This window comes from Bilophila sp. (genome assembly GCF_057864385.1).
Window position 1 is genome coordinate 1 of sequence record NZ_DBMAFI010000041.1, and the last position, 20,762, is coordinate 20,762.

Annotated in this window: 21 protein-coding genes; 4 read left to right on the top strand and 17 right to left on the bottom strand. The window is 60.6% G+C overall.

Annotated features, from left to right (window positions below; all coding sequences use genetic code 11):
• Positions 1–324 precede the first annotated feature (324 nt).
• Both ACZM8Y_RS12405 and ACZM8Y_RS12410 read right to left on the bottom strand, forming a co-directional pair.
• Positions 325–1,629 carry a 4Fe-4S ferredoxin gene (locus ACZM8Y_RS12405; RefSeq protein WP_482330667.1) on the bottom strand — a complete coding sequence of 435 codons (1,305 nt, stop codon included), beginning with the start codon at positions 1,627–1,629 and terminating at the stop codon, positions 325–327.
• 350 nt (positions 1,630–1,979) lie between these two features.
• On the bottom strand, positions 1,980–2,450 hold the full coding sequence (locus tag ACZM8Y_RS12410; protein ID WP_482330642.1) for a GGDEF domain-containing protein: 471 nt from the start codon (positions 2,448–2,450) through the stop codon (positions 1,980–1,982).
• A 43-nt stretch (positions 2,451–2,493) separates the two neighbouring features.
• Between ACZM8Y_RS12410 and ACZM8Y_RS12415 the strand changes: the two genes are divergently transcribed.
• A complete protein-coding gene (locus ACZM8Y_RS12415; protein WP_479859636.1) occupies positions 2,494–2,706 on the top strand; it encodes a hypothetical protein in 213 nt (70 codons plus the stop codon).
• A 266-nt stretch (positions 2,707–2,972) separates the two neighbouring features.
• Here the strand turns inward: ACZM8Y_RS12415 and ACZM8Y_RS12420 are convergent, their stop codons facing one another.
• The gene (locus tag ACZM8Y_RS12420) at positions 2,973–5,759 is read right to left on the bottom strand and encodes an EAL domain-containing protein (protein WP_482330643.1); all 2,787 of its coding nucleotides are present in this window, start codon (positions 5,757–5,759) and stop codon (positions 2,973–2,975) included.
• Between the two features lie 591 nt (positions 5,760–6,350).
• Between ACZM8Y_RS12420 and ACZM8Y_RS12425 the strand changes: the two genes are divergently transcribed.
• Together ACZM8Y_RS12425 and ACZM8Y_RS12430 are read left to right on the top strand one after the other, a co-directional pair.
• Positions 6,351–6,521: a hypothetical protein gene (locus tag ACZM8Y_RS12425; RefSeq protein ID WP_487479921.1), complete on the top strand. Its 171-nt coding sequence runs from the start codon at positions 6,351–6,353 to the stop codon at positions 6,519–6,521.
• Positions 6,522–6,884: 363 nt separating this feature from the next.
• On the top strand, positions 6,885–7,892 hold the full coding sequence (locus ACZM8Y_RS12430; protein ID WP_482330644.1) for a methyltransferase: 1,008 nt from the start codon (positions 6,885–6,887) through the stop codon (positions 7,890–7,892).
• A gap of 187 nt (positions 7,893–8,079) precedes the next feature.
• Here ACZM8Y_RS12430 and phnN read toward each other — a convergent pair whose 3' ends face one another.
• The 12 genes from phnN to phnC form a co-directional block, all read right to left on the bottom strand.
• The gene (gene phnN, locus ACZM8Y_RS12435; RefSeq protein WP_302552851.1) at positions 8,080–8,652 is read right to left on the bottom strand and encodes a phosphonate metabolism protein/1,5-bisphosphokinase (PRPP-forming) PhnN; all 573 of its coding nucleotides are present in this window, start codon (positions 8,650–8,652) and stop codon (positions 8,080–8,082) included.
• Positions 8,652–9,791 (bottom strand): alpha-D-ribose 1-methylphosphonate 5-triphosphate diphosphatase, encoded by a 1,140-nt coding sequence (locus tag ACZM8Y_RS12440; RefSeq protein ID WP_482330645.1) that lies wholly within the window; start codon positions 9,789–9,791, stop codon positions 8,652–8,654. Before ACZM8Y_RS12440 ends, phnN begins: the two co-directional genes overlap by 1 nt.
• A 25-nt stretch (positions 9,792–9,816) precedes the next feature.
• Positions 9,817–10,506, bottom strand: a complete 690-nt coding sequence (phnL, locus tag ACZM8Y_RS12445; protein WP_302552849.1) for a phosphonate C-P lyase system protein PhnL — start codon at positions 10,504–10,506, stop codon at positions 9,817–9,819.
• A 3-nt stretch (positions 10,507–10,509) separates the two neighbouring features.
• Positions 10,510–11,295, bottom strand: coding sequence for a phosphonate C-P lyase system protein PhnK (gene phnK / locus ACZM8Y_RS12450; RefSeq protein WP_005029574.1), 786 nt, complete (start codon positions 11,293–11,295; stop codon positions 10,510–10,512).
• Positions 11,292–12,176, bottom strand: coding sequence for an alpha-D-ribose 1-methylphosphonate 5-phosphate C-P-lyase PhnJ (locus tag ACZM8Y_RS12455; protein ID WP_479859374.1), 885 nt, complete (start codon positions 12,174–12,176; stop codon positions 11,292–11,294). The genes phnK and ACZM8Y_RS12455 overlap by 4 nt, the downstream gene beginning before the upstream one ends.
• Positions 12,177–13,286: a carbon-phosphorus lyase complex subunit gene (locus ACZM8Y_RS12460; RefSeq protein ID WP_482330646.1), complete on the bottom strand. Its 1,110-nt coding sequence runs from the start codon at positions 13,284–13,286 to the stop codon at positions 12,177–12,179.
• On the bottom strand, positions 13,277–13,879 hold the full coding sequence (gene phnH / locus ACZM8Y_RS12465) for a phosphonate C-P lyase system protein PhnH (RefSeq protein ID WP_482330647.1): 603 nt from the start codon (positions 13,877–13,879) through the stop codon (positions 13,277–13,279). The genes ACZM8Y_RS12460 and phnH overlap by 10 nt, the downstream gene beginning before the upstream one ends.
• On the bottom strand, positions 13,879–14,322 hold the full coding sequence (phnG, locus tag ACZM8Y_RS12470) for a phosphonate C-P lyase system protein PhnG (RefSeq protein WP_482330648.1): 444 nt from the start codon (positions 14,320–14,322) through the stop codon (positions 13,879–13,881). The genes phnH and phnG overlap by 1 nt, the downstream gene beginning before the upstream one ends.
• The gene (locus ACZM8Y_RS12475; RefSeq protein ID WP_482330649.1) at positions 14,319–15,044 is read right to left on the bottom strand and encodes a DUF1045 domain-containing protein; all 726 of its coding nucleotides are present in this window, start codon (positions 15,042–15,044) and stop codon (positions 14,319–14,321) included. The genes phnG and ACZM8Y_RS12475 overlap by 4 nt, the downstream gene beginning before the upstream one ends.
• Complete coding sequence (phnE, locus tag ACZM8Y_RS12480; protein ID WP_482330650.1) at positions 15,044–15,835, bottom strand: phosphonate ABC transporter, permease protein PhnE; 792 nt, start codon at positions 15,833–15,835, stop codon at positions 15,044–15,046. Before phnE ends, ACZM8Y_RS12475 begins: the two co-directional genes overlap by 1 nt.
• Before the next feature lie 78 nt (positions 15,836–15,913).
• A complete protein-coding gene (phnD, locus tag ACZM8Y_RS12485) occupies positions 15,914–16,879 on the bottom strand; it encodes a phosphonate ABC transporter substrate-binding protein (protein ID WP_482330651.1) in 966 nt (321 codons plus the stop codon).
• A gap of 22 nt (positions 16,880–16,901) precedes the next feature.
• Positions 16,902–17,720, bottom strand: coding sequence for a phosphonate ABC transporter ATP-binding protein (phnC, locus tag ACZM8Y_RS12490; RefSeq protein WP_482330652.1), 819 nt, complete (start codon positions 17,718–17,720; stop codon positions 16,902–16,904).
• A gap of 223 nt (positions 17,721–17,943) precedes the next feature.
• Here phnC and ACZM8Y_RS12495 point away from each other — a divergent pair, with 223 nt between their 5' ends.
• Positions 17,944–18,087 carry a hypothetical protein gene (locus ACZM8Y_RS12495; RefSeq protein ID WP_489501771.1) on the top strand — a complete coding sequence of 48 codons (144 nt, stop codon included), beginning with the start codon at positions 17,944–17,946 and terminating at the stop codon, positions 18,085–18,087.
• Between the two features lie 169 nt (positions 18,088–18,256).
• Here ACZM8Y_RS12495 and ACZM8Y_RS12500 read toward each other — a convergent pair whose 3' ends face one another.
• Both ACZM8Y_RS12500 and ACZM8Y_RS12505 read right to left on the bottom strand, forming a co-directional pair.
• Positions 18,257–19,489 carry an MFS transporter gene (locus ACZM8Y_RS12500; RefSeq protein ID WP_482330653.1) on the bottom strand — a complete coding sequence of 411 codons (1,233 nt, stop codon included), beginning with the start codon at positions 19,487–19,489 and terminating at the stop codon, positions 18,257–18,259.
• Positions 19,490–20,125: 636 nt separating this feature from the next.
• On the bottom strand, positions 20,126–20,746 hold the full coding sequence (locus ACZM8Y_RS12505; RefSeq protein ID WP_482330654.1) for a flavodoxin family protein: 621 nt from the start codon (positions 20,744–20,746) through the stop codon (positions 20,126–20,128).
• Positions 20,747–20,762: the final 16 nt, after the last annotated feature.

Sequence of the window (20,762 nt, forward strand, 5' to 3'; positions counted from 1 at the left end):
ATTCCAACTGGAAAGGAAGAGTTCTTTGGAAATTATTTGGAGGTCTCGCAACAATTCTTCAAAACTGGATTTCATGTAATGAACAAAAAATGAGAGAGGCCACATCACCAGACGTGGAACGAGCTTTTATCTATTGATTTTCATTGAAAAAATCATCAACCGTAAAATTGAACACAGCCAAAGCAAAAGCCTTCTGCCTGTTGAAAGTTCAACGGCGGCATGCTCGGGCAACGCGAGGAGCATCACGAGTGGAAGCGGGAAGCCGCGGTGGGGAGCCATGCAAGAGAGGCGGGCTCTCATCTTCTTTTCCTTGCGGGCCACGACTCATACGCGGGCGACGGCAAGGAATACGGCGTGCATGATGCTGAGGAGCACAACAAAAACGGATTCAGCGGCTCCGTACGTTTTCCCGTACAAGGTCATGGCCAGCCCGTCATGACGGCAAACGGAAAGGCAATCCCGGCACAGCGTACAGCCTGGGCCCGGCCTTCCCGACTCCAGCCGATCCGGGGTCAGCGCACCGTACCGGCAGACACGGGTGCAGGCGAGGCAGCGCGTACAGGCATCCGTCCGCCGGATGCGCCACGGCGCAATCTTGCCGAGCCACCTCGCCACCAGTCCGAGAGGGCATACGGCAAGGCAGTAGCAGGCGGAACCGTACCGACGGCTCAACAGTGCGGCAACGGGCAGGAGCAACAAGCCGAACGCCAGGCCAAGCGCAACGGCGGCCTCGGTTGGCGCGCCGGACAGCCGGAGGAGGATGGGGACGGTCAGGGTGAGCCCAAGACAAACCAGCCGGAGCCGGGGCATCCAGCGCGGAGGCGGAAGGGCCTTGCGCCCGGAGGCCGCTACGGTATCCCAGACCCCGAAATAGCACAGGTGGCTGCACCACGCAGCCCCGGCCAGCAGTACGGAGACGCCGAACAGGATGGGCATGAACAGCCCGCCGCCACGGTAGAGCGGGGCCGCGAGGATCATGCCCGGCACGGGAAGGTGGAGCTTCCCGGTCATGAGGAACAGGCCGTATCCGGCAAGGCCGAGGGCGAGCTGTGCAAAAAAGGCCGCCGAGAACAGCCGCCAGATGAATAGGCGCGTGCGCGGCGCGGCTCCTCTGTCCCCAAGCCGCGACGCCACCCACGAAGCCCAAAAACCGGCAAGCAGGATATGGAGCGGTGCCCATCCGGGCAGAAAACGCTCCGTCAGGAAGACCTGCGGCGCGACGAAAAGCAGCGGCGTCAGGACAGCGATGGTTCCGAAAAAGGCCCCTGTCCGTATGAGCGCCCTTTTCTTGCCGCGCTCATACCATGCATCCCCAGTCTTTCCCTCCAGCAGCAAGGCCGCCGTAGCGGTGAACAACGACACGCCGAGCAGGATACACGCCAGCCGCATCCACGGCTGTTCCATGAACATCCGAAGCTGTACGGACTGCGCCGCCGTCCATATCCAACGCGCGGCCAACAGCGGCAGCAGGACAAGCACGGCCTGCCGTATCCATGCCTCCCGCCTCCAAACGAGCAGTGCGAACAGCATGCAGCCAACGGAAAAAGGGTATTGCCCGGCACGCCAGAAGTGCGCGCCGCCCAATGCAAAAGCCAGCGAGGACGGGACAAGGCACAGGATCAAACGCATGGTGGTCACGGACGGCTCCTTTCAAACGGGATGCCCCATCTTACCCGATATCGTATGATTTGCCGTGATCGGCGTCACGTATCCCGCCTTTCCCCCCAAACCGGGGGCCCTCAGGATACCCTCCCCTTGCCCGGCATGCCTTCCACACTGTCCTGTTTCCCACTCCCACCGCCCTAACAACCACCATGCGGAACAGGCTGCCCCTTCCAGCGGCTTTCGGGACAGGGAAATGAGCAGCCGGGGCCCCAGAGCGTCACCCGGTTGCGCCCCGCTTCTTTAGACATAATAAAGGGCGGAATCCGCATGGCGGAACAGCTCGGAAATGGCCTTTCCGCTCTCCTCAGACGTGCCTATAATGCCGACAACGTAAACCGATAGCCCCCGACGCTGATGCTGAAACGCACATCCCGATCGGCATGGACAAGCAGCCGTTCCGTGCAGGCTTCCCGGATCGCCTCAAGCCGGCGGAACAAGGCATCCTCATCGGCATCGGGCAGGAGCAGCACGAACTCATCTCCCCCAAGCCGTGCGAACGTCGCTGGGTCGGGGAGCTTCTCCCCCGCGAGCTTTGCGAACTCCCGCAGAACCATATCCCCGGCGGCGTGGCCGAACGTACCGTTGATGTCCTTGAAGCAGTCGACATCAATGAACGCCAGCCCAAACCCTTTCCCCGCCTTTTCCTGCACCCGGTGCAGCCCGCCGGACAGCACCTTGCGGAAGTGGCGGCGGTTCCAAAGGGCCATAAACGGATCACTATAGGAAAGCTCACGCAGCATACGCGCGTCCTTTTGCAGGCTGCCGAGCATGACGTTGAGGCCCACAGTTCCGCGATTTCGTCATGCCCCTTGACGGCAATGGAGGATTATGGCGGATTCCGCTTCGCCTTCCGCGACCCGGTACGCGGACAGCGTGGTTTCGCGGGGCGGCGCTCACCTTCTTCATCCCGTGCCAGATCCACCCCGCGCGATGGGGAACAGCGGCAATGGAAGCCGCAAGCGCCTTCATATGGGTTACGGCGGATCGCCTGTCCACTTCGACTTCCTGAAGCTTCCATTCAAGGATATTGGAGATCCCTGACTCAGCGGGCATGATGCTCTTCCCGGCCTGCTTTTGGCAGAAGGCATTTGGCTGGCTGTTCCTTTGGGACTTCGGGGAAAAAACGTCAACCATTTTACGGCACAGCCTCTGGCTTATGGCATCGCCTCCCTTGCGGCCTCCCCTTCGGAACCCATAGAGGAAAAGCCATATCCGAAAAAATTCCCGGACATGGCTTTATCCCGTTACGGAAGGGTTCCTTGGATACAAAGGGAAAATATATCCGGCTTCACATGCCCTGCGGCCCCTTACGAAGCCCCATTCCTGATTTCTTCGCCGTGCGGCACGTTGCCTTTCTCCAGGAGCCCCTCAAATGCATCCTTCGGCATCGGCTTCGCGTAGTAGAATCCCTGCGCATAGTAACAGCCGAGCTCAATAAGCATTTCAGCCTGCTTCGCATTTTCCACGCCCTCACAGATGACCTGCATGCCCAGCTCCCCGGCCATGTGGATGACGTTGCTGATGACAATCCGTTCCCGCGTCCCGAACATCCCGCGCCGCACGAAGCTGCGATCGAGTTTGAGCACGTCGGCCATCAACTGCTGCAACTGCCCAAGGGAAGAATACCCTGATCCGAAATCGTCGATGGCGATCATGAAGCCGCGCTCCTTCAGCCGCAACACCTGCGCACAGACGATTTGGGGATTGCGCATGATCGCGCTTTCGGTAATTTCCAGCTCCAAAAGCGCGTGCGGGACATTGTGGCGATCCGCAATCGCCGCGGCAAGTTCGGGAAAGTCCGGGCTGTCGAAGTGCAGGCTTGAAAAATTGCAGGAAACGGGATTGACGTTCATCCCGCGATCCAACCACTCGCGCACGGTTCGGCAAACCAGTTCGTAAATATACAGATCCACTTCGACCACGGAACCGTTCCGTTCAAAAAACGGGATAAAGCTTCCGGGCATAAGGAGGCCCCGCGTAGGATGGTTCCACCGAACCAGCGCCTCGCAGCCGATGAGTACGCCGTCCCGCATATCCACCTTGGGCTGGAAATGGGCGTCGAACTCCCCTTTGAACAGGGCAATCTCCAGCCTTCCTTCCAGTTCGCGCTGCAGCAGCGCTGCCTGCCGCATCTTCTCGTCGTAAAGGACAATGGTCTTCATCGTCTGCTTGGCGTTCCTGCGCGCGTAGTTGGCAAAATCCAACATGCGGTGCATATCGAACTCTTCCGTCCCGCTCACCAAATAAATGCCGAATACCGTGATAATCCGGTACGCAATGTCCTGCAGGCGCCGCCACTCGTCCAGCTCCATGTCGATTTCTTCTATGCGCGCACGCAGAGATTCCCAATCGGAACAGCGCACCAGCAGGATAAAGTGATCCGCCGATGCACGGGCACAGCACTCCCCATCCTTGACGTTGCGCTGGAGGATCGCGCCGAAGGCCCGCAGGATCTGATCGCCCACAGCAAAACCGAGGTTGGCGTTGATCGTTTTGAACTGGTTGATGTCCCCATAAAGCAGGGCGTAGCTTCCATCCGGCGCACTCCGGAGCAGCCTGCCGGCCTCCACATAGAACTTGTTCATGTTGTCGAGGCCGGTCAGCCCGTCCCGGTACAGCAGGGCCTGTATGCGGTGGTTGCTCCTCGTCTTGATGACGAGGTTGTAGACCAACAGCAGCAAGATCACCCCAAAAACCGCCAGCATCCCACACCCTACCTCAATAAGGTGCTGGGCCACAAAGTCGAGCAGCGTGATCTGGCGGGGCTTGGTGGTGTTCTTCAGCACCAGTTCGTCCATCCACTCCGCCGCAGTATATTGGATACACTTGTCCAGTATGGAGAGGAGGCGCGGATCAGCGCACTTGGAAATGCCGAAGCAGATTTCACTTACGTACTTGTTCATGCTCGTAGCCGTCAGGGACTCATAACGGCGCTCCGAGAGCAGTTGGTTGGTCACATAGACGTTCGCATAAACCGCGTCCGCGTCGCCCCTGAGCAGCGCATCAAAACATTCCCGCACGTTCTGGTAAAAAATGATTTCCTTGCCGGGATGATCCGCCGCCACATGCTCCGAGAACCAATAGCCTCCTTGCAGGGCTATCCGTTCGATGGCTTGCGGCTGCTTGGGCCGCACCAGCATGATGGGCGCCCGCAGGTAGTGGCGGGTCGTATGCATCTTGTTTCGCTCGTCCCAGAGGTAATCCCCCGTTACGGAGCAGACAAGATCAATGAGCCCTTCCTTGAGCTTCCCCAGCGCCTCGGCCTGACCCATAGGCTCAAAACGGAAGCGCAATCCCGTGTATTCTGAAAAAGCGGCCAGCAGATCCGACGTGACGCCGGAGAACATCCCGGTTTCGGGATCAATATACTCCAGCGGCGCCCATGAGGGATCATATGCCGCAACAATCACATCCGCCTGTTTGAGGTACGCTTCCTCCTCCTTGGTGAACACAGGCTGCTGCGCCATGCTGACGGCAAAATACTTGTCGTACAGCCGCATCATGTAGTTGGGATCGCGCAGCACGATGGAATTCATCGCCGCATCAAGGCGGGCAAGCAAATCCGGCCTGTTTTTCGCCACAGCGATATATACCGGCTCCGGGGAGAACTGGGCCACGCTTCGGAACGTGCTGCTGCGGCCAAGATGCGTAATGGCGGCTCCGTCAAGCGTCCCGTCCTCAAGGGCGCTCAATAACGCCTGCGTCTCGGCATAGGGGATGATGACCGGCTTGACGCCGGACTTCTCGCAATACCGCAGAAAACGCTCCCCATCGCTGCTGCCCCGAATGATGCCGACCCGCATCCCTTGGAAGGAACGAAAATCTTCGTAGCCATATCGTTTGTCGTCAGCCCTGACATTGAGGGTGACGTAAAGCGTCCCCATAGGCAGGTTGGAGAAGAGCACCTCTTTTTCCCGTTCTTCCGTGCGGAACACGGCGGGAAGCATGTCTATGCGCCCTTCCAAAAGCTCATGCCATGCGTTTTCCCAACTGCCCGCATCCACCATTTCATAGTGCATGCCGCCGACCTTGGCGAGCTTCTGCAATAATTCGATATTAAAGCCAATATACTCAGCGGCCCGGCCACGGGACATGTAATCCCCGTCCTCGTAATACCCCACCCGGACGGAACCCCCGTTATCATCTGCCTGCGCGGGAAAACAAAAGAACAAACAGCACAGGATGATCGCCCTCAAAACGGATATCCCGTATCCATGCCTTCTCATTCTCCGACCCTGTTCCTTGCCGCTAGGGTTATATAAAGCGGCATGTCCGGACATGCCGTTTGGCTCCAACCTTCCGGAACGCTGCCGGACTGTATGGGTACACTATATGTTTTCTCAAAAAAATAATAGTGTTTCCTAAAAACATACTGCGTGTCGAAACACGATATGATGCCATTTTAACATATTTTTCAGGATGCGATAGCGTAAATAAAAAATGACGGTACATCATATCATTTATTTTAACGATAAAAAACATACCAATGCGGCACCCCCAAAAAATGCCCCCCCTCTTCCTCGGCTTCCGCAAGCTGCGTATCGTCAGGCAGGCCCATATGAAAACGCCTCTCCAGCATACTTTCTCACAGCACGGCAGCACAAGCCGTCCTGACGGCAGGCATAGGCCCCCAAGAGGCCCGCAGCCGTACAGCCCCATACAAAAAAATTTGGCTCTGTCATAGCGTGTGGTTGTTTCATCTCCACAGCACGGTGAAAAGCCAGCCTTTTTCTCCAGTTTTCCCCTTGGCTGAATCCATAGCTGAGGCGTTTTTCTGGTTATTCCTTTGGAATTTCAAGGAAAAAAGCATCAACCATTTTCTGGGACACAGCCAAAAATTTTTCCATGAAGAATGAGATGCCCCCTTGGGCTGTGTCGTCATTTTACATGGGACTATTGAAAATTATTGAAAACAATATGTTGTGACTTGAAAAATAGTTAACTAATTTCAACAGATTATATCTAATTGACGACACGCCCTAAAACAGCCGCCTGCCGCATACACGGGCGCAATCTCCCCGGAGGCATTCGCTTTTGCAATGAAGACAGCGTGTTAACTATATGAAATTCAAAATGAATTTTTGAAAAAAATCATCACAAAGGCAAATGCCTCTCCACCCGCCGATACTTGACCGTCGGGCTTCGGGTTCCCCTCACCGAATCTCGGCGGTTGTGACAACGTGCGAGGGATGCTACTCCCCAAAGACAGGAGGTGCGCTATGAAAAACTGGACCCCTTCCGCCTTGCTCCACGCTTCAGGAATGTATTGGGAAAGCTGCGCTATCCACGCCGCCGTGCATCTGGACGTATTCACCCCGCTGGCCAACGGGCCGCTGACTGTGGCGGAACTCGCCGACCGGACAGGGTGCGCCCCCCAAAGCCTCGGCCGCCTTATAACCGCCCTGTGCGGCATGGGCCTGCTGAGCCGCCAAGGTGAAACCTGCGAACTGCCGCCCTTTTCGCGGGATCACCTGTGCCGCGGCAACCCCGGCTATATCGGGCACATTGTGGAACACCACCGCCACCTTATGCCCGGCTGGGCCAAACTGGACGAGGCCGTCCGCGAAAACAGGCCGATCCGCCGCCGCTCTTCCGTCGAGGCCGAGGATACGGGCGAGCGGGAAAGTTTCCTCATGGGGATGTACAATATCGCCAACGCTCAGGCGGAACGCAGCGTTCCGCACATCGACCTTTCCGGCCGTTCCCACCTGCTTGATCTCGGCGGTGCGACCGGGGCCTATGCCATCCACTTCTGCCGCCGCAACCCCGGCTTGAGCGCCACGGTTTTCGATCTTCCAACCACCCGCCCCTTTGCGGAACGCGTCATCGCCGATTCAGGCTTGGCCGATCGCATCGTTTTCACGGGCGGGGACTTTACCACCGAAGACCTTCCCGGCGGGTTCGATGTAGCTTGGCTCTCCCAGATCCTGCACGGCGCGGGCTTTGACGAGTCCGCCAACATTGTACGGAAAGCCGCGCAGTCGCTCGTTCCGGGCGGCCTTCTGCTCATTCAGGAATTCATCCTCGACGACAACCGCAGCGGGCCGCAGCACCCGGCGCTGTTCGATCTCAACATGCTTGTCGGGACGCCTGACGGGCAGTCCTACACAAGGCAGGAGCTTGCTGGATTCATGCGCAACGCGGGGCTTGAGGACATCCGCCGCCTCCCGCTGGATCTTCCGCAGGGGTGCGGCATCATGGCCGGGACGGTGCCTGTGGGCGTATAAATTGAGAATGTGGGGGAGGAGGCCTTTTGAAAAAGGCCCCCTCCCCCACGCCCCCACCCGCGAAAACTTCGACTGGCGGGGAGGTTGCACAAAGGGAGTTCCGTTGCATCAAAGAAAAAAGGAAGCCGCCGCTTCCTTTTCCGTCCGATAACAATATGAATTGCCGGGATAGGGTTCCCGATCCGCTTTACTGGCGAAAAGCCGTTTTTTCTTCAACCAACTGTGCAACCATCCGGTAAAAAGCCTCCGCCGACTCCTCCAGCGGGCCGGAGTTGTCGATACGGCGTACCCCGTTGGGATATTCGGCAGGCATCGAAGCACGGGCGATGCGCTCTTCAATATCCGCGCCCTGTTCCCGGCCCCGCGCCAGCAGACGCGCCCGAAGTACGGAAGCGTCCACTTCCACGAGCACGGGGACAAGGCTGGGGAAACGGCGGATCGCTTCGGGCAGGTACCCCCGCGAACCGTTCATGAGCACCACATGCCCGTGAGCAAGCGTTGTTTCGATGCCTTTCCCGATGCCGTACCGGAGGCCGTGGCTTTGCCAGTCCATCACGAACTCCCCGGACGCCGCCATAGCCGCGAACCGTTCCGGGGAAACGGCGATATGGCGTTCGCCCCTAGCAGAGAGAGGCCGCGTGATGTATCGCCGGGCGAAGGCCACCGGGAGCCCCTGCAAGCGGGGACGCAAGGCTTGCAGCAGGCTGTCCTTGCCCGAACCCGAAGCGCCCATGACGTAAACAAGCTGGCCCTGCCGCATCAGAAAACCTCCGTGCCTTCCCGCCAGACATTCCGAACCACGGGCTGCCCCTCAACCATGCCCACGCGCACAAGATCCGCCCGCCGCCCCACTTCGAGGCTGCCGCGATCCGTGAGGCCCACGGCTTCGGCGGGATTGGCGGTCACGAGCCCCACCGCAGCCGGAAGGGACATATACCCGCCCTCGCTCAAAGCAAAAGCCGCTTCAAGAAGGCTGACGGGCACATAGTCCGAGGAAAGGCTCCCCAGATACCCGGCCTGTGCGATCTCCAGCGCGGAAATGTTCCCCGAATGCGAGCCGCCGCGCACCACGTTGGGCGCTCCCATGAGCACGAGCATACCGTTTTCGGAGGCATGGCGCGCCGCCTCCATCGTGGTGGGGAATTCGCTGATGGCGATGCCGTTATCGAGGGCTTCTTCGACGTGTTCCACAAGCGTGTCGTCGTGGCTCGCCATCGGCAGGCCCCGTTCCCTGCAGAAAGCCATGATGGACGCGGCATTGTCCTCCGCGCAGCCGTCGCGCGCGGTCTGAAGGCGCTCGACGACCTGCTCGAATTCCTCATCCGTCCACGAGGCGATGTTGCTGTAATAGGTGCGGTAGGAAGAGGTATCGCGCCACTGGCGCTGGCCCGGCGTGTGATCCATGAGCGACACGAGGCTGAGCGCGGGCGTATCGGACAGCGGGAAGAAAAGATCCTGCATCCGGGGGTCGGCCACTTCACAGCGCAGGTGCAGCAGGTGCTCAGACCGGAGTTTCCCGGTGGAGCGGCAACTGTTCAGCGCGCCCACGGCCTTGCCGAGCATGGCGATACGGCCTTTGTCGTGGTACTCGCCCACGGAAAGGGCATCGAAAACGGTCGTGATCCCGGACGCGATGATCTGGGCGTCGTGGGCGAAAAAGGCGGGCACGCCCTGAGGCCAGAGCACTTTGGGGCGCGGGATGAAATGCTTTTCAAGGTTGTCGGTGTGGAGCTCCACAAGGCCGGGCATCAAATAGTCGCCTTCCAGATCGATGCGTTCCGCGAGTGAACTCGCGCCGTTGTCGAGAGAAACGATGCGCCCGTCGCGGACGACGAGAGTGCCCTCCACGACCGCGTCGGGCGTGATCAGCTTGGCGTTGGTGAATACGGTTTCGTTCATGGCTGTATGCTCTTGATGAAAAAGGTTACGGGCGTCTGACGGGAATGGTGCGGTCGGCCACGGCTTCGCGGGCCACGTCATCGTGGAAAATGCCCACGATGGCGGCCCCGTCCCCGCGCGCCTCGCGGATCAGGTCGATGACCACCTGCCGGTTCGCGCCGTCCAGCGAGGCCGTGGGCTCGTCGAGCAGAAGGATGGGGGACGGGCGGATGAAACCGCGCGCGATGTTCACCCGCTGCTGCTCGCCGCCGGAAAACGTGGCGGGCGCGATGTGCCACAGGCGTTCGGGCAGGTTCAGCCGGGAAAGCAGCCCTTCGGCGCGGCGGCGGGCGGCGGCCTGCCCTTCGCCCGCCTCAAGCAGGGGTTCCGCGACCAGATCCAGCGTGCCCACGCGGGGGATGACCCGCAGGAACTGGCTGACGTAGCTGATGCAGCCCCGCCGTAGCCGGATGACGGTCCGGGGATCGGCGCTGGTGATGTCCACATCCTCCCCGCCGCAGCGGACCCGAATGGAGCCGCCCGTGGGGAGGTAGTTGCCGTAGAGGGCGCGCAGGAGCGTGGACTTGCCCGCGCCGGACGGCCCGTGCAGGGCGACGCACTCGCCCGCGTCCACGGAAAAGCTGATCCCGGAAAGGGCCTCGATCGCCACCCCGCCCTGCTGGTGCAGCACGAAGGTCTTGCTCAGGTTTCGGACTTCAATGATGGGAGTGTTCATGGCTTACCCTTGCAGGATGGAAGAGACGAGGAGTTGCGTGTAGGCGTGATGCGGATCGTCGAGCACCTGATCGGTGAGCCCCGTTTCCACGACCTCCCCCCGGTACATGACCATGAGCCGGTGCGAGAGCAGGCGGGCCACGGCGAGATCGTGGGTGACGAGGATGACCGCCAGATCCATGTCCAGCACAAGATGGCGCAGAAGGTCGAGCAGACGGGCCTGCACGGACACGTCGAGGCCGCCGGTGGGCTCGTCCATGAACACCAGACGCGGCGACGTGACGAGGTTCCGGGCGATTTGCAGGCGCTGCTGCATTCCCCCGGAATAGAGGGCGGGCTTGTCGTCGATGCGCCCGGCGTCGATCTCCACGCGCTCCAGCCATTGCAGGGCCCTGCCGCGCAGCGTGCCGTAATGTCGCGCGCCTTCGGCCATCAGCCGTTCGCCGATGTTCGCCCCGGCGCTGACCTGCATACGCAGGCCGTCCGAGGGGCGCTGGTGCACGAATCCGAGTTCGGAACGCAGAAGGCGGCGCTTTTCGCCTTCCGGCAATGCGTGGATATTCCGCTCACGCCCGGCGGCGTCGCGGTAGGCGATCGTCCCGGAGGTCGGTTCCATGCGCCCCGAAAGCATATTCAGGAGCGTGCTTTTGCCCGACCCGGATTCGCCCACGATGCCGAGCACTTCACCGGGCCAGAGGTCGAAGGAGACGTCACGGCAGCCGATGTGCTCCCCGTAACGGCGGGTCAGGTTCCGGGCCGACAGGATGGGGGCGGCGTTCCAGTCTTTCATTGCGCGCCTCCCTGCCCGTCCCGCAAGGCGGCGCGGCGGGCGCAACAGTCGGTATCGGAACATACGAACATGCGGTTCCCCTGATCGTCGAGGATGACTTCGTCCAGATAGGTGTCCGTGGAGCCGCAGATGGCGCAGGCTTCGTCCCACGACTGCACGGTAAAGGGGTAATCCTCGAAATCGAGGCTTTCCACATCGGTATACGGCGGAATGGCGTACAGCCGCTTTTCGCGCCCCGCCCCGAAGAGCTGCAGCGCCGGGCACTGGTGCATCTTGGGGTTGTCGAAACGCGGGATGGGCGAAGGGCTCATGATGTACCGCCCGGCCACGCGCACGGGGTAATCGAAGCCCGTGGCGATGGTCCCGTGATGCACGATGTCCTCGTACAGCTTGACGTTCATGATCCCGTATTCCTCCAGCGCGTGGAGGGTGCGGGTTTCCTGTTCGCTCGGCTCAAGCCAGCGCAGCGGCTCCGGCAGCGGCACCTGATACACCATGATCTGCGACTCGGTGAGCGGCTGTTCGGGGATGCGGTGGCGGGTCTGGATGATGGTGGCCTCGTCCGTATGGGTCGTGGTGGCGACGCCGGTAGTCTTACGGAAGAAATCCCGGATGGACACGGCGTTGGTGGTGTCGTCGGAGCCCTGATCGATGACCTTGAGCACGTCGTCCCTGCCGAGGATGCTCGCGGTAATCTGAATCCCGCCGGTCCCCCACCCGCAGGGCATGGGCATCTCGCGGCTGGCGAACGGCACCTGATAGCCGGGAATGGCCACGGCCTTGAGGAGCCCCCGGCGGATCATGCGTTTGGTCGTTTCGTCAAGATAGGCGAACGCATAGCCCTCAAGCGGCGCGTCCGCGCAAACGTCGGTCTGTGACATCTAGATATCCTTGTCGTTCTGCCGCTTGGCGCGCAAGCCGCGGATAAGGGAAAGATCGGCCTGAAAGTCCACGTAATGCGGCAGCTTGATGTGCTGGACAAAGCCCGAGGCGTCCACGTTGTCGCCGTGCAGGAGCACGAATTCGGGGTTCTGCGCCGGGCCGACGACGGGTTCGTCCAGTTCCTTGGCGCGGAGGGCGCGATCCGTGATGGACATGGACAGCGCCTTGCGCTCGTTGCTGCCGAAAACCAGCCCGTAGCCCCGCGTGAAGCACGGCGGGCGGGCCGTCCCGGTATAGCGGCTCACGGTTTCGCATTCGGTCAGCTCGATTTCGCCGATAACGACATCGAAGCCGAGCTCTTCGGAGAAAAAGGACACTTCCACCCATCCCCGGCGCAGTTCCCCGGTGAAGGGATGCACAGCGCCGAAGCCGCGCTGTGTGGAATAGGCCATGCCGAGCAGAAACCCTTCGTCGGCGCGGGCCAGCGCCTGAAGGCGCACGCCGCGATCCGCCGGGTCATCGGCGGGCAGTTCCAGAGGCTGGCGGGTGATGTCGCGGCAGGCACCGTCCTCCGACGGCGCGGGCCGTTCGAGCAGCCCTTCCGCAACCAGCGCGTCGAGCGCACGCGGCAGCGGCCCGCCGAGCGGGGAATCCGCATCGGTTTCTACTGGAAGAGGGGAAGATTCGGCGGCTCCGGCTTCAGCGCGGGAGAGGCTGCGATCCAGCAGGCGGTGCGTATAGTCGAACGTCGCACCAAGGATCTGCCCGCCGGGGAGATCCTTCCATGTGGCGGAAATGCGCCGCAGCACGCGCATGGCTGACGTGTCCACGGCAAGCGAACTGCCGAACCGGGGAAGCGTAGTCCGGTAGGCGCGGACGAGGAACACGGCTTCCACCAAATCGCCCTGCGCCTGCTTGATGGCCAGCGCAGCGAGATCCCGGTCGTACAGTGAGCCTTCGGCCATGACCCGATCCACGGCAAGCCGCAACTGCCCGATCAGCTGTTCGATCCCCAGAGCAGGGACGGAGGGGTCTCCCCGGCCTTCCCGGCGGAGGAGTTCGTGGGCGGCGGAAATGGCCTTTTCCCCGCCTTTGACCGCTACATACATGACGCACTCTCCTGAGGCAGACGTTCAAGGCGCGTGGTGCGCGGCAGACCGGCCACGCCGTCGGCGCCGCACAGCAGCATGTCCACGCCGAGCGGGAAGCCCGACGTATTCTCGCGCCACCACTCCGCAAAATCTTCGGGCAACGTGCAGGTAAAGGCAGTTTCTCCGCAGATGCCGGGGCCGGAAGCCCGGAAACGGGTTCCCGCATCAAAGGCCAGACCGGCAAGCAGGACGGTTGCGGAACGGTCGGGATAGGCGGGAACGCCCTGCGCGAAAGCGGACAGGGGCGGCAGTTCGGCAACGTCCGCCACCAGTGCGAAGGCCGCCTTGTCCGCCTCTTCGACGATCGGACAGCCGCAGTGGAAACGGAGCCACGCTGTCGTTCCATCCTTCCGCAGGCCCGGAGAGAGCCAGAGCGGGGATTCCCCGTCGCACAGGGTCAAGGCGAGATCCGCCAGCACGGGCAAAAGGCCGTCCGGCACGGACTGCGGGAATACGGGCAGACGGCAAAGCCGCGCGGGACGGGACATGGCGTCGAGCACAACGCGGAATACCCGCTGCATATCGAATACGGGCTGAGAAAAGGCCGGCATCAATCTTCTCCTCGAACAAGCGTAAAGAAATCAACACGGGTAGGCTCGACGGCGGCGGCATCCTCCCGCACCCGGCGGGCGCGTTCCGCTTCCAGCGCTGGGAGCAGTTCCCGATCAAGGGCTTCCGCATAGCCATCCCGCTGCCAGAGGGCATCGTACAGGGCGGCAAGCTCGGCGCGGCGGGCGTCCTCGCCGAGAATCCACGCGTACCCGAGACAGCCGTCCTTCAATGAGACCACGCAGCGCGTCGCAAGCGCTTCGCCCACATTGAAGGCATCGCCGGTGTTGCCCACGCGGCCCCGGATCATGACCAGCCCGGTTTCCGGCCCGCGGACTATTTCGTAATCCGGCGGCGTAACGGCGGAGAGCCCCGCTTCGAGACGCTCCACGGATGCGAGGGCCAGCAGCCGCATCCTTTTTTGTCGAATGGTGTGAGACATCATGCTTTTTCCCGTGCAGTCTGTAGGTTGGCGAACGGAAGCCGCGCCACGGCGGAAAAGGGCCGATTGCGGTTTTCCTGTTTGAAAAGGGTCAGGGCATCGATACGGAGCGGAGCGTCCAGCACGCCCTCCAGCGCCTTGCGCAGGCCCGCGCCCACAAGCGCACGCAATCCCGCGTCGGCAATGCCGTCGGTCAGCGTGATGTGGAACTGGAACGAATCAAGGACGCGGTGGTAGCCCCACATATACAGGTTGCTGCGTTCCTCAAGGGACAGATGGCCGCGCCGGGCCACATCCTCGGTTTTCAGGGGAGCCCGGAAGGCATCCAGATCCATCACGCAGGCGCGCTCCAGAAAGGACAGCAGAGAGCACTTCGTTGAGGGAACGAGCGCGTAAAAGCCTTTTTCCTCCTTGCCCAGATAGGCGAGGGACAGGGACGGAATTTCAAAGGGAAGGAAGCGGGCCGCCACTTCACCCGTGGAGCGCAGCAACTGGCTGTCCATCCCAGGATGGCGGAGTTCAAAAGGCGCCTTGAGCGTCGCGTGCAACCCGTAATGGGCGGGAACGCGGGTGACCGCCTTCCAGAAAACGGGATCCACACCCGGAGGCGTCGCCTGCGGCACATTCAGGCCCCCAAGGGCATCACGGCCCAGCAGCGGGGTCACCACCTGATACAGGGCGTCGGCCACGGAAGGCGCGTAGTACACGGCATAGCGGGCAGGCATTACAGCACCCTCTTCCGCAGCTGCTGCGAGAGCATGTCGAAGACGACCACGACCAGCACGATGAGGGCCATGACGGCGCACGTCTGCTCGAAAGCGAAGCTGCGGATCAATTCCCACAGCACCATGCCGATGCCGCCCGCGCCGACCATGCCCACGACGGTGGCGGAACGCACGTTGGACTCGAAGCGGTACAGCGAATAGGAGATCCACAGAGGGAAAACCTGCGGGATAACGCCGTATATGACTTCCTCAAGGAACGAGGCCCCCGTGGAGCGCACGCCTTCGACCGGGCTCGGCTCGATGGCTTCCACGGCCTCGGAGAACAGCTTGGCGAGGACGCCCGTGGTGTGTACCCACAGGGCCAGCACGCCCGCGAAGGGGCCAAGGCCCACGGCGACCACGAACAGCATGGCGAACACCATTTCATTGATGGCGCGGGCGGCGTCCATGAGGCGGCGCACGGGATGGTAGACCCACCACGGCACGATGTTGTCGGAAGACAGGATGCCGAGCGGCACGGCGCAGACCACGGCGAGCAGCGTGCCCCAGATGGCGACTTGCAGGGTGACGACCATTTCCGTGGCGTACAGCCGCCAGTCCGTGAAATCGGGCGGGAAGAAATCCTTGATCAGCGTGAGGATGTTGCCCGACTCGGTAATCAGGGTCATGGGGCGCATTTCCGCCCCCCGCCACGACCAGACGAGAAACGCCAGTGTGACGGCCCAACCCACGAGGCGCAGCGGTTCCATAGGACGCTTGCGCGAAGGGGACAGAACAAATTCGGAACTCATGGCAATCCTTTCGGAAAACCGGCGGTACGGGCCCGCCGGGAAAAAGCGGCGCGGGAACCTCCGCGCCGCCGAGGCGTATTACAGGGACAACCTGTCGAGGGCTTCGTCAATCTTCTTGATGCGCTCGGCCTTTTCCGCCGCAGGCATCTCGGCGTTGGCCTCCAGCTTGCTCTTTTCGCGGAACAGTTCGAGCTGGCGGAGAGGAACGAGCTGGGCGTTGGTCGAAGGCTTGAACGGCCCCCACTGGAGTTTTTCGAGGATGGCCTTGGCGTGGGCCACATCACCCTTCACGCCGTACCCGAAGATGAAATCGGCGATCTTCTTTTTCGTGCTTTCGGGAAGGCTGTTGCGCCATACCAGCGGATCGCTCGGAATGAGCGGCGAACGCCAGATTTCGCGGATTTGCGCGGCCTTTTCAGGATGGGCGATTTCGAGGCGGCTGATGGCCTCGTTGTTGCAGGTCGCCACGTCCACCTGCCTGTTGGCGACGGCGAGCGCGTTGGACTCATGGTTGGCGGCAACCACGTTCTTGAAAATCTTCTTCGGGTCGGCGTTGTTCTTGGCGAACACGTAGTAGCCGGGCACGAGGAACCCGGAGGTGGAGTTGGGATCGCCGTTGCTGAAACGAAGCTCAGCCGCGTTCTTGAGCACGTCGTCCACGCTCTTGAGCGGGCTCTCCTTGTTCACCACAAGCAGGGAGTAGTAGCCGTCCGTACCGTCCGCCGCCGTGGTCTGGGCGAAAACGGAACCGTCGGAACGATCCACCATCTGGATGGCGCCCTTGTTGCCGATCCAGCAGAGATCGACCTTTTTGAAGCGCATCCCCTCAATGATCCCGGCGTAGTCCGAAGCGAAGAACGCCTTGACCTTGAAGCCGGTGGCCTTTTCCATGTCGGCGAGGAAGGGATCCCACAACTGCTTGAGGTTCTGGGAGGATTCCGTGGAGATGATGCCGAAGTTCAGGACTTCCGCAGCCTTGGCACAAACGGAACCGCCAAGGACGACGGCCGCCGCCGCAACGGCGATCAGGAAACGTGAAAACATGGCAAATCCTTGTTGTTGAGGTTTAGGCCACTTGAACCTGCGTCAGGGGCGGATTCCGCCGGATGTCGCTTTCCGGGCGGACAAACAGGGGGTCGCACTCCGTACCGTAGAGGCGCTTGAGGAAGGCGGGGGTCAGTTCCGCGCTCGGCCCGTCATACACGATCCGGCCATGCTTCAAGGCGATGGTGCGGGGGCAGAAGGACAGCGCGTAGTCGACCTGATGCAGGGTCACGAGCACGGTGAGCCCGTCCTTCTGGTTCAAATCGCGCAGCGTTTCCATAACATTGCGTGACGATTCCGGATCGAGCGAGGCAATGGGCTCGTCCGCCAGCAGGACGCGGGCGCGCTGCACAAGGGCGCGGGCAATGGCGGCGCGCTGTTGCTGCCCGCCGGAGAGGTTGGAGGTGCGCTGATGCGCCTTTTCCATGATGCCGACGCGGGCCAGCGCCTTGTAGGCAAGCTGGGCGTCCTCTTCATGGAAGAGGCCCAGCAGGCTGCGCCACAGCGCCGTGCGCGACAGCGCGCCGAGCATGACGTTGCGAAAAACGGACATGCGATCCACCAAATTGAACTGCTGGAAGACCATGCCGATTTCCGCCCTCATGGTTCGGATGTCGCGGCTGATCACGCCCTTGTCCTGAATGAGGTGCTGCGCGACCTCGATCCGCCCGCCGTCGGCGTCGCCGGGCATGAGCCCCGCGATATGGCGCATCAGGGTCGATTTCCCAGAACCGGACGAGCCGATGAGCGCGACCATTTCGCCGGGCTTGATGTGCAGGCTGACCCGATCAAGCCCCTTCCCGCCTGAAAATGTTTTGCTGAGAGTATCTATGTGGATCATGTTGAACTCCTCACTTGTCGTTGGGCGCATAGTGGAGGAGCCGTGTGACGCGGGCGTGTCCGCTTTTTGTCGATCATGGAGAAAAGAAGAGGCGGTTGTGCGGAGATTGTGCTACAAAGCAGAAGGCTCTGTCATGGCATGTGGTTGTTTTATTTCCATAATATAGTGAATATAAAGATTTTTATCCAGTTTTTCCATTGGCGGGATCCACAGTTAAGGCACTTTGTCGATTATTCCTTTGGAGCTTCAAGGACAAAACATCAACCATTTCCCATGCCACAGCCAAACAGAAGAGAGAGAGAGAGAGAGAGAGAGAGAGAGAGAGAGAGAGAGAGAGAGAGAGAGAGAGAGAGAGAATAAATCCTGAATAATAACGCATAGATCTAAAGCGCATACAAAAAAATCCCGCCCCGGACAAACCGGAAGCGGGGCTGAACATTCTTGATTGATGGAGGAACCTATCGGCAGAAAAAGGGCTTCACATGCCGCACCCCGAAACCGTGGAAACGGCCACAGGCCGGAAGGCGCATTTCCCCTCAATCGGTGTGCCGGATAAAGGGCTTGAGCAGCGGGGCCGACCAGTGCCACTTCACGGCAAGGATCAGCAGAAGCACCGCCGTACCCGCATAAGCCGTATCCATCCCCCACATATCATTGAGCAGATAAGCGAGGATCGGCCCGATCGCCGCGCCGAGATCCACGGCGAATGAGTACCACATCATGAATACCCGCCCTCCCCGCACGGACGCCGTATCCGAAGCTACGGAATCCGCTATCGTGGTCAGGGAAGTCCCTGTGAGCTGAATGCCGATCAGTACGGCAAGCCACAGCGGCAGAGGCAAATGTACGGCGACGAGCCCAAACAAGACGACCCCTGATGCCAGCGAAACCACCATCATGGAGCGCCGTCCGAAGCGGCGATCGGACAACACGCCAATCCCCGGAGCCAGCCACGGCTCCCATCCCCAACGGATGGCTTGCAGGACACCCCCAAGCGTTGCCGCGCCCACGGCCACCCCTCCGAACAGGGCGATGCTGCCCCCGAAATGGATACGGATAAGCTCGCTGAGCGTGGATGCGTACAGGCCCTGATAGATGAGCGCCACGATAAGCCCCGTCACCATGACCCACAGAACCGTGCCGTCCTTCCACAGCCACGTCAAAGACCGCTCCTCGGCTTGCGGGCCCGCCGGGACGCCGCTGTTCCCGCGCGGCACATACATAAGCCCAAGGACAATGGTTACGGCGGTACATACGCCGAACACCATGCAGGTCACGGAAAAACCGAGCCAGTCCGCGAAAATCCCGCCGAGGAGCATCCCCGCCAAGCTGCCGATCCGGTATAATCCGTTGTACAACCCCATGAAATAGCCGCGATTATCGTCTGACGATACATTCAGGATGCAATAGAAACCGCCGAGCCGCAGCAACGTCCACGAGATGCCCCACAGACAGCGCAGGAAAAGCCAAGCGATGAAGCCGTCCGCAAAGGCGTAGCTGAATGTAGTGATGGTGGCGAGAACCGTGGCGATGAAAATACCCGTCCGATCGCTGATATGGCGGTACAGCCAGCCCACTGTCGGATTGAGCGGAAGCCGCACCAAGCGGTTGACCGACAGGATAATGCCCACCTCCCACAAGGAGGACAGGCCCGCTTGGGCGAAACAGATGGGCAACACGATGTACAGCATCGAGTCGCCGATCAAGCAGGCCGCCGTGATCAATGAAATGACGATGACCTGCCGAGAAGCGCGTCCTTTCTCCGCCATATGCCACCCCTTTCCCTCTTGTCCCGGGCGGTTCTTTAGGGAACCCGTCATACCGGTCTTGTCACAGAATCGTAATATTGGCGTGTTAGAATCCAGTAGCGCTCTTTTTCCCAAACGGCAAACGATATCTTAAGAGGCCGCCCGGCCTCCCCCGTCCGGCGCTCCAAACGTGCTGAGCACACGTTGCAGGCTGACGGGAAGGACGCGCCCTCCCCGTACTCAGGCACCCTGCCCGTTCCTTCTTCCTTCCGGCCCCTACCCTCTTTCCACAAGCGGCATCCTTGGCAAGGCCGTCCCCCCTTCATAGTCCGCAACATGACGTATATTTTCAGAAAGCGGCATCCCTCCCGCAATCCTACAGCAATACGCATCATTGTATTACACAACAGAAGAGCCCGCACTCCCAAAAGAATGCGGGCCCACACAGGGGGGTTCCCCTATCTTCGTAGGCTACGGTTGTTCTTATTGCCAAGCAGAGCAACCCTACTAGGCGCATCGCCATTTTACATATAACCATTTGAAATTATTAAAAACAATCTTTTTATAATTCAAAAAACAGTTAAATAATCTCAATAGATTATATCTAATTGACGACACGACCTAGGGTTCCCCCTATCACCGCAGCCTAAGCTAAGGCTAGTGGATAAAGTTGGTGGGCGTCCACGGTTCCCGCACCGGATAGGGTACGATCCCTTTGGCAGCCTCAATGCACTTGATCAGCCATGCCATGTTGTCGCCCAGCGTCCGCATGATCTGCAGGCCTTCCTTGTCCTGCCTCACTTCGTCCGGCGTGTTGCCGTGCACGGAGTTCCAATACTGCGAGGACACGATGGGCATACAGGAAATGGTAAAATACTTGTTCAGGCGATCAAAAGCCGCGCTGGCCCCGCCACGGCGACAACTGACCACGGCGGCGGCAGGTTTGTAGGCATAGGCTCCGCTTTTCATATAGAACAGGCGATCCAAGAATGCGCACAGCGCGCCGTTGGGAGCCGCATAGTAGACGGGCGACCCCACGACAAGGCCATCCGCCGCCTTCAAAAGCCCTGAACACTCGTTGACCGGATCGTCATCAAACACGCACAACCCGGTTTCCCGGCAAGCGCCGCACGCGATGCACCCCCGAATGGGCTTTGAGCCGATATGCACGATATTCGATCCGATGCCGTTTTTCTCAAGCTGTCCCGCCACTTCGCTGAGGGCGGTGTAGGTACAGCCCTTCTTGTGCGGGCTGCCATTGATAAGAAGTACGTTCATAGCAATCCTCCTTTAT

Coding starts and splice junctions, on each gene's coding strand:
- ACZM8Y_RS12415 (WP_479859636.1), top strand. CDS start 2,494: ATGGCGGATTCCGCTTCGCCTTCCGCGACCCGGTACGCGGACAGCGTG.
- ACZM8Y_RS12475 (WP_482330649.1), bottom strand. CDS start 15,044: ATGCCTGCCCGCTATGCCGTGTACTACGCGCCTTCCGTGGCCGACGCC.
- ACZM8Y_RS12405 (WP_482330667.1), bottom strand. CDS start 1,629: ATGCGTTTGATCCTGTGCCTTGTCCCGTCCTCGCTGGCTTTTGCATTG.
- phnC (WP_482330652.1), bottom strand. CDS start 17,720: ATGATCCACATAGATACTCTCAGCAAAACATTTTCAGGCGGGAAGGGG.
- phnG (WP_482330648.1), bottom strand. CDS start 14,322: ATGATGTCTCACACCATTCGACAAAAAAGGATGCGGCTGCTGGCCCTC.
- phnN (WP_302552851.1), bottom strand. CDS start 8,652: ATGCGGCAGGGCCAGCTTGTTTACGTCATGGGCGCTTCGGGTTCGGGC.
- ACZM8Y_RS12500 (WP_482330653.1), bottom strand. CDS start 19,489: ATGGCGGAGAAAGGACGCGCTTCTCGGCAGGTCATCGTCATTTCATTG.
- ACZM8Y_RS12430 (WP_482330644.1), top strand. CDS start 6,885: ATGAAAAACTGGACCCCTTCCGCCTTGCTCCACGCTTCAGGAATGTAT.
- phnE (WP_482330650.1), bottom strand. CDS start 15,835: ATGAGTTCCGAATTTGTTCTGTCCCCTTCGCGCAAGCGTCCTATGGAA.
- ACZM8Y_RS12420 (WP_482330643.1), bottom strand. CDS start 5,759: ATGTCCCGTGGCCGGGCCGCTGAGTATATTGGCTTTAATATCGAATTA.
- ACZM8Y_RS12440 (WP_482330645.1), bottom strand. CDS start 9,791: ATGAACGAAACCGTATTCACCAACGCCAAGCTGATCACGCCCGACGCG.
- ACZM8Y_RS12505 (WP_482330654.1), bottom strand. CDS start 20,746: ATGAACGTACTTCTTATCAATGGCAGCCCGCACAAGAAGGGCTGTACC.
- phnK (WP_005029574.1), bottom strand. CDS start 11,295: ATGAAAGACTGGAACGCCGCCCCCATCCTGTCGGCCCGGAACCTGACC.
- ACZM8Y_RS12455 (WP_479859374.1), bottom strand. CDS start 12,176: ATGTCACAGACCGACGTTTGCGCGGACGCGCCGCTTGAGGGCTATGCG.
- phnH (WP_482330647.1), bottom strand. CDS start 13,879: ATGCCGGCCTTTTCTCAGCCCGTATTCGATATGCAGCGGGTATTCCGC.
- ACZM8Y_RS12460 (WP_482330646.1), bottom strand. CDS start 13,286: ATGTATGTAGCGGTCAAAGGCGGGGAAAAGGCCATTTCCGCCGCCCAC.
- phnL (WP_302552849.1), bottom strand. CDS start 10,506: ATGAACACTCCCATCATTGAAGTCCGAAACCTGAGCAAGACCTTCGTG.
- phnD (WP_482330651.1), bottom strand. CDS start 16,879: ATGTTTTCACGTTTCCTGATCGCCGTTGCGGCGGCGGCCGTCGTCCTT.